At 37.5% G+C, this 7086-nt stretch carries 6 protein-coding genes; 4 read left to right on the forward strand and 2 right to left on the reverse strand.

What is annotated here, in order from left to right:
• Positions 1-163: 163 nt before the first annotated feature.
• Positions 164-1360 (reverse strand): peptide antibiotic transporter SbmA, encoded by a 1197-nt coding sequence (gene sbmA / locus E0409_RS12465; RefSeq protein ID WP_131291338.1) that lies wholly within the window; start codon positions 1358-1360, stop codon positions 164-166.
• A gap of 680 nt (positions 1361-2040) precedes the next feature.
• Between sbmA and E0409_RS12470 the strand changes: the two genes are divergently transcribed.
• On the forward strand, positions 2041-2235 hold the full coding sequence (locus E0409_RS12470) for a hypothetical protein (RefSeq protein ID WP_067723917.1): 195 nt from the start codon (positions 2041-2043) through the stop codon (positions 2233-2235).
• 714 nt (positions 2236-2949) lie between these two features.
• Here E0409_RS12470 and E0409_RS12475 read toward each other — a convergent pair.
• A complete protein-coding gene (locus E0409_RS12475) occupies positions 2950-3762 on the reverse strand; it encodes a hypothetical protein (protein WP_131291349.1) in 813 nt (270 codons plus the stop codon).
• A gap of 171 nt (positions 3763-3933) precedes the next feature.
• Here E0409_RS12475 and metG point away from each other — a divergent pair, with 171 nt between their 5' ends.
• The 3 genes from metG to E0409_RS12490 all read left to right on the forward strand — a co-directional run.
• Positions 3934-5991, forward strand: coding sequence for a methionine--tRNA ligase (gene metG, locus E0409_RS12480; RefSeq protein ID WP_131291340.1), 2058 nt, complete (start codon positions 3934-3936; stop codon positions 5989-5991).
• Positions 5992-6054: 63 nt separating this feature from the next.
• Entirely contained in the window at positions 6055-6474 is a 420-nt protein-coding gene (locus E0409_RS12485; protein ID WP_131291343.1) for a hypothetical protein, read from the forward strand.
• A 413-nt stretch (positions 6475-6887) separates the two neighbouring features.
• Positions 6888-7086, forward strand: a 199-nt coding sequence (locus E0409_RS12490; protein WP_131291345.1) for a transposase, incomplete at its 3' end; no start/stop codon positions are given.

Consider the following 7086-nt stretch of genomic DNA (forward strand, 5'->3'; position numbering starts at 1 on the left):
TTTTTTATCAATATACATCCTAATGACGATTTCCAGTGTTGCTGAATCATTTCAAAATGCTGTTATTTATCCCCTTTCAACTGCATACCTGCACTATTGAAGCTATTTAAAAATATTAGAATCAAAAAAGCCCGCAAGATACGGGCTTTTATTTCAATTCAAATTACTTATGCAAGGTCGACTCAAACGCTCTTAAACGTTTATAAATCGAAAGCAATTCGATAATCGTTGGCCATGACTCAATCAAATACTGAAATGACTCACGCACCTTACCAAACACATTGGCAATCTGCATCATCAAACCCAGCGTAATCGCCCCTGCGGCAATACTCGGGAACAGCACAAATAAACCATACAGATTATCCAGTTGCATATACCAGATCCGCACCATATTGAAATAGGCATAGTGGAAATATAAACGGAAATAGTTAAAACGGACTTTGCTAAATAATTCTTTTAAGGTCAGTGGATCGGCACGATCAGCATAGTCTTCACCATAGACCAGTTCTTTACGGTATGCAGCTTCAACCCTCTGGTTGTTAAATTCCAAACCGGGTAATTTATAACCCACAACCATCAACACCACTGTACCCAAAACCGCCCAGCTAATGGCTGCCCAGACCAGTGCATACGGAATTTCACCAATCACAGGCAATTGTTTCACATGCGATGACAACTGTAATAATACCGGTAAAAACGCCATTAAAGTCATCATGGCTTGAATGAAACTCACCCCCAAACTTTCCGTAGTTTTAGCAAAACGCATGGTATCTTCCTGAATACGCTGCGAAGCCCCTTCAATATACCGTAACTGTTCCCAATGTGCGGTGTAATAGTCATTCATCGCTGTACGCCAGCGGAAGATATAATGACTGACAAAGAACAGGTTAAATACCGCAATCGTGACATAAACCATGGCAACGTACAGGAAGGTCATGGTTTCACTGTAAAGTAAATTGACATCCCCCCCGCCACTGCCGAGCATTTTCTGGATCAAGTCGTAAAATGGGCTATACCACGCATTCACCACGACGTTGACTTGCACTGAAAACCAGATATTAAACAGAATAAAGGCAGAACCCCAGACTGACCAGCCTTGCCAGGGATTGCTGGATTTAAATTTCCAGAACAGGGCAAAAATAACCGTTGAGACCAGAAACCACAGATAAAACCATAAAAATGAAGGGGTCCAGAAACGACTTACGCCAATTGGCAATTCAGCCTCATGATAGCCTTGTGCAAAGCCTAAAAATGTTCCCCAACTATTTCCACCTGAATACCACAAAGCAACATTGATTAAAAACCAAAGCAGCAACGACAAAAAGAACCACTTCGGGTTCGGAAAAAAAGATTTAAACATTGCGTATGGATATTCCTTTATTTTTTAATTTACAACCTAAGCCATCCACTCAAACCAAACCGATTTTTAGCCCCATGGATGGATCCGCCATTATTCTAGTATTTTCATCTTTGTAACAACTTATTCACTGTTTGTGAAATGTTTTTTCGCGTGAATCATGTTCAACAACCCGACATTTCAATAAACAATGTGTACTTTTAAATTAACCTAACGATGATATTTCCATCATTTCAACTCATCATAGATACAAAGCGCAAAGAAGATAAGCTTTATTTTCTCAGGGTGAAGGGCTTAGAGATGTTGCCCCACAGGTATGCTTGAACCATAAGTTAAGCAATGTGCTCTCATCTGTTTTGAGTCCCCAAAGCAGATGAGAGCACAGCGAAACCATAAATCCTATGACTAAATAGGCTAGTACTCATAAATTAAAACAATATTAAAAAATCATCCAATGAGCTAATGGGTTTTCCTTTCTTCGACACGAAGGGAAATTATAAAAAACTTACAAAATTAGATTATAAAATTCAACAAACTCGCAATTTTCTATTTAATGTGCATATCACATAAAAATTCCATCTGATTTTTTTTGATTTAATTCTCAATGCTGATAAAATTGGTTAAACATCTATCAAATCATGCTAGTATTTCACTAGGTTAGTGAAAACGCTCGGGGAAAGAAAATGGACAATTTAGTCATCGAATTATTAAAACCAGTCATTCTAAAAAAAGAAAATTGCAATCCTTTAGTTTTTGAACAAGGGACTATTTTAAAAGTTGTGATGCATACACCTACCGGTCTGCTTGTATCTGACGACTCAAACTTTAATTTCACTGTTTCTTTAAATGATGAAAATAAAGTATGGCGTGAACTATAAAATTCAACCCGTCCTTTCCAAGTATAAAAGGCTGTACTGTATAATCTAAATTTGAGTGCAATTCCCCTAATCTCAACTTTAAGAGCATACAATTTTCAATGCATTACAATGAATCCAATATGTTCTGGTGTTGTTTTTTCAACAGCACCAGATAACTCCTTCCGTTTAGTTAAGTTCTTTTATTTTTAAGTTTCTATCCACTGATTCTTCAAAACTGACAAGCTGACTGAGTTCTATATTTCATTCATTCGAAGGAAAATTGAATTCATCGTATCTGTTATATTTAGCCACTCTTTGAATAAATAAAAATGATCATGCCCACTCAATTATTAAAGCCTAGTTAATTCATTATTAACTTAATATATGGAATATTTTTGTACCATCTTCGGTGATTGATACCTATAAAATGATTGAACAACTTCAATTTAACTCAATGTTCTTTAATCCAATAAGCTCTAATTGCAAGCTTCAACTCACGAATTGCTCGCCCCCTAAATCGACTTAAAATCTCAGGTTAATCTTTCATTCAATATGTACTGTTGTTTTAATTTCCGATCTACAGATAAATCGAGTGATTAACATTACTTTAGGAAAGCTTTGCATTCAGAAAAATACACCACCCTTTGTTTGGATGATGTATTTGGTGGGTCATTTCAGAGCTTTACTTCAGTGAATTTCAAATCAGCAGCATTCAATTGAATGATCTTTATTTTATTATTTTCTAAGTGTGCTCATAAAACTCACAACTGAAAACAGCCAGATAAACAAGATAAAACTGCGTTCTTTGCTGAAATGACTGACATCCGTACCATGCAAAATATTATGGCGTGTCATGGTCACAGTTGAGCTACTATCCATTTTATAGGCTGCCAATTCTGCAAAATAAACATTCATTTCACAGGCAATTTTAGCTTTATGCCACAAGCTCTTTATTTCATGACCTTTTAACCCCGGAACAATTTTGTAGACATCGACAAATTTGGTCTGGTTCTGTTTTAAGAAACCACGTTCAATCAGGACATCGGTCAATAGACCTTCCAATTGAGCATACAAAAGCGGGATACAACCTGCAAAACACTGCATCTGATACAGTTTAAACGCTTCTTGAATCACCAGACGGCGCTGTGTTTTATTTTCGGCATCAATTTCCAAAGCATCAAAGGCTTCAAGCAGTTCGGCTTGGAAATAATCGGTATTGATCACATCTAAAAGATCGAAGCTTGCTACATCCTGTTCATGTTGATTGATCAAGCTCCAGATATGAATCAGGTTTAATGCATCATTGGCAAATTTGGCATCGACCGGTTGATCCAGATCATCGGCAAGTACATCAAAATAAGCTTCAACTTGGGCATGTTGACGTAATGCCTGCATTAAATGCGTATGTTCACCCGCAGACATTTCCTGAAGATATTGCTCGGCGTTTTGCAAAATGCCTTTCCCGAGTTTGTTCTGAGCATTCTGATTTTGTGGAATTCGGGTCACTTCTCGTTCGAAATCATCTAAATCAAAATCATCATCAATCATGGGTTTGCTACTCATTCACATCTATATAGCAGGCTATTATCGCTGTTCTTGATCAGCGAATATATAAAAATCTACTTTTGAAAAGAATTCAGCTAATCCCTTGTGCATCCGGCATGCAACTAAGGTAAAATCGATCACCTTGCATAATATACGAATGAGAGAGTCATATCCGTGCGTAATATCCTAGTCACTAACGCCCTTCCATACGCCAATGGTCCAATCCATATGGGTCACTTACTCGGTTATATCCAAGCAGATATTTGGGTTCGTGCCATGCGTGCAATGGGTCATGACGTGACTTATGTCTGTGCGGATGATGCTCACGGTACAGCAATCATGCTTCGCGCTGAAGCAAACGGTATTTCACCGGAAGCGCAAATTGCCAATGTGCAAAAAGAACATATGCGTGATTTTGATGGTTTCGGTGTTCACTTTGACCATTATGATTCGACCAATAGCGAAGAAAATAAAAATCGTTCATCTGAGATTTATATTAAAAACCGTGAAGCTGGCAACATCGCAGTTCGTCCTGTAAAACAGTTATTCGACCCTGAAAAAGGCATGTTCTTGTCAGATCGTTTCATTAAAGGTACCTGCCCGAAATGTAAAGCAGAAGATCAATACGGCGACTCATGTGAAGTTTGTGGTGCAACCTATAATGCAACAGAATTATTGAATCCAAAATCGACTTTAAGTGGTGCTGCTCCTGTTGAAAAATCATCAGATCATTACTTCTTTAAACTTCCGAATTTTGGTGAATACCTGCAAAAATGGACGCGTGATGAAGGTCGCTTGCCCGTTTCTATCGCAAATAAATTGGATGAATGGTTTGAAGCCGGTTTAAACGATTGGGATATCTCTCGTGACGCACCGTATTTCGGTTTTGAAATTCCAGATGCACCAAACAAATACTTCTATGTTTGGGTAGATGCGCCAATTGGTTACATGTCAAGTTTTGAGAACTACATTAAAACCAAACGTCCTGAACTCAGCTTTGATGATTACTGGAAAAAAGATTCTAAAAATGAGGTCTATCACTTCATTGGTAAAGACATCGTGTACTTCCACGCGCTGTTCTGGCCGGCAATGCTTGAAGGCGCAAACTACCGTACGCCATCAGGTTTATTCGTCAATGGTTTCTTGACTGTAAATGGTCAAAAAATGTCTAAATCTCGTGGTACGTTCATTAAAGCTGAAACGTATTTAGAGCATTTGAACCCTGAATACCTACGCTACTACTTCGCGTCTAAACTTTCTGACAAAGTTGAAGATTCTGACTTAAACCTTGACGATTTCGTTCAGAAAGTAAACTCTGACTTAGTCGGTAAAGTGGTGAACATTGCCAGCCGCTGTGCAAAATTCATCAATACCAAGTTTGACAACAAATTATCTGCAACATGTGCAGAGCCTGAACTGTTACAAAGCTTTATTGATGCAGGCGATTCAATCGCGGCAGCTTATGAAGCACGTGAATTCTCAACAGCCATCCGTGAAATCATGGCGCTGGCTGACAAAGCCAACCAGTATATTGATGAGAAAAAGCCTTGGGCACTCGCGAAAATTGAAGGCGAAGATCAACAGGTTCACGACGTATGTTCTGTGGGTATTAACTTGTTCCGTCAATTGGCCGTTTACTTGGCTCCTGTATTGCCTACGCTTGCAGAGCAAGTTCAAGCCTTCTTACAGTTAGACAGCTTCAACTTTGAATCTCGTAAGCAAGTATTAGTCGGTCATGAAATTGCGTTGTTCCAACCGTTAATGCAACGTGTGGATCCAAAAGCTGTAGCTGCTATGGTCGATGCTTCTAAAGATTCTTTAGCTGCCCCTGCTGAAGCACCAAAAGCTGAAAAGAAAAAAGAGAAGAAGGCTGAAAAGAAACCTGAAGCTAAAGTTGGCGAAGCTGAAATCATTAATATTGATGATTTTATGAAAGTTGACTTGCGTGTAGCAGAGGTTCTTGAAGCTACGACGGTTGAAGGTTCTGATAAGCTTCTTCAACTGACTTTGAATGTTGGCGAAGCTGAGCCACGTAACGTATTTAGCGGTATTCGTGAGTTCTACCAACCAGAAGACCTGAAAGGCAAATTGGTGGTGATGGTTGCAAACCTTGCACCGCGTAAGATGCGTTTTGGTATTTCAAACGGTATGGTGTTAGCTGCGGGTAATGGCGATGGCGTTTGGGTGATTTCACCTGAAAGCGGTGCTAAACCGGGTGATAAAGTGTCTTAATTTTTAGACACTTATAAAAAGCCCTGCTATATTCTAGTGGGGCTTTTTATACAAAATATTTAAATGAAACTTGAATTAAAAAAAATTAATGACGCTATAAATTCTATCTCTAATTCAATAAATCATGATAAATGGCACGAAGCATTATTCAATGCTGAAATAATTTTAAGTGAATTGGAGAAACATGAAAAAAGCGATATTGTTTTAAAAATTTACTTTAATCTAGCAAGTCAATTTATCGATGCAGGAACGTATTTAAAAAATACAGATGCTATCTCAAAAGGAATTCAAATTTTTGAAAGCAACTCTAACCACTATGAAGAAAATTTTAATATCAATTATTTTTATAATTTAGCTAATGGAAAATTAGCTCTTGCAAATAATTGTGGTTATTCTGAAGAAAGAGTAAATTTTAAAAATATAGAAATATTTAATGAAGTAAAAAACCTATATTGGAAAGCATATAAAATAATTAAAAAATAAGATGACTACGATCTTTACGAACAAAATTTGATTAATCTAGCTAATACTCTAAAACAGCAATTTCGATTTTCTGAAGCGTTACAACTTTATAATTTAGTCATAAAGCAAAATACAATTTATCCTCAGGCATGGCTCAATAGGAGTTCTTGTTTAGAACAATTTGATGAACTATTAGATCATAGAACACAAAAAATGATTATTGAAATTATCAAAGGCTATGATACTGCTTGTAAATCAAACTTAGTACCAAATGATTGGAAACCTTTCTATCTACATAAAAGCACATCTCTAAGTAACCAACTAGAATCTAAAGATTTAGTACCAGATAAAATAGTAAGCGTCCGCTGAACCCCACTTTTTCTAACTCATTAATACCGCGATAGTGTCCACTAAATTTAAGTGGACACCTATTTATGGATTTAAAGACAGTTATAGACAGTACACCAACGCTAAAAAAGCCCCGTCGAACCTTCACGGCTGAATTTAAACATCAACTTATTCAGCAATGCCAGCAGCCAGATACATCGGTGGCTAAGGTAGCAATGCAACATCAGGTCAATGCGAATCTGTTGCATAAATGGATTCGTCAGTCTAGATCAATGCCCTCTGCAT

This window comes from Acinetobacter sp. ANC 4862, assembly GCF_004336635.1.
In the GTDB taxonomy this organism is placed as follows: domain Bacteria; phylum Pseudomonadota; class Gammaproteobacteria; order Pseudomonadales; family Moraxellaceae; genus Acinetobacter.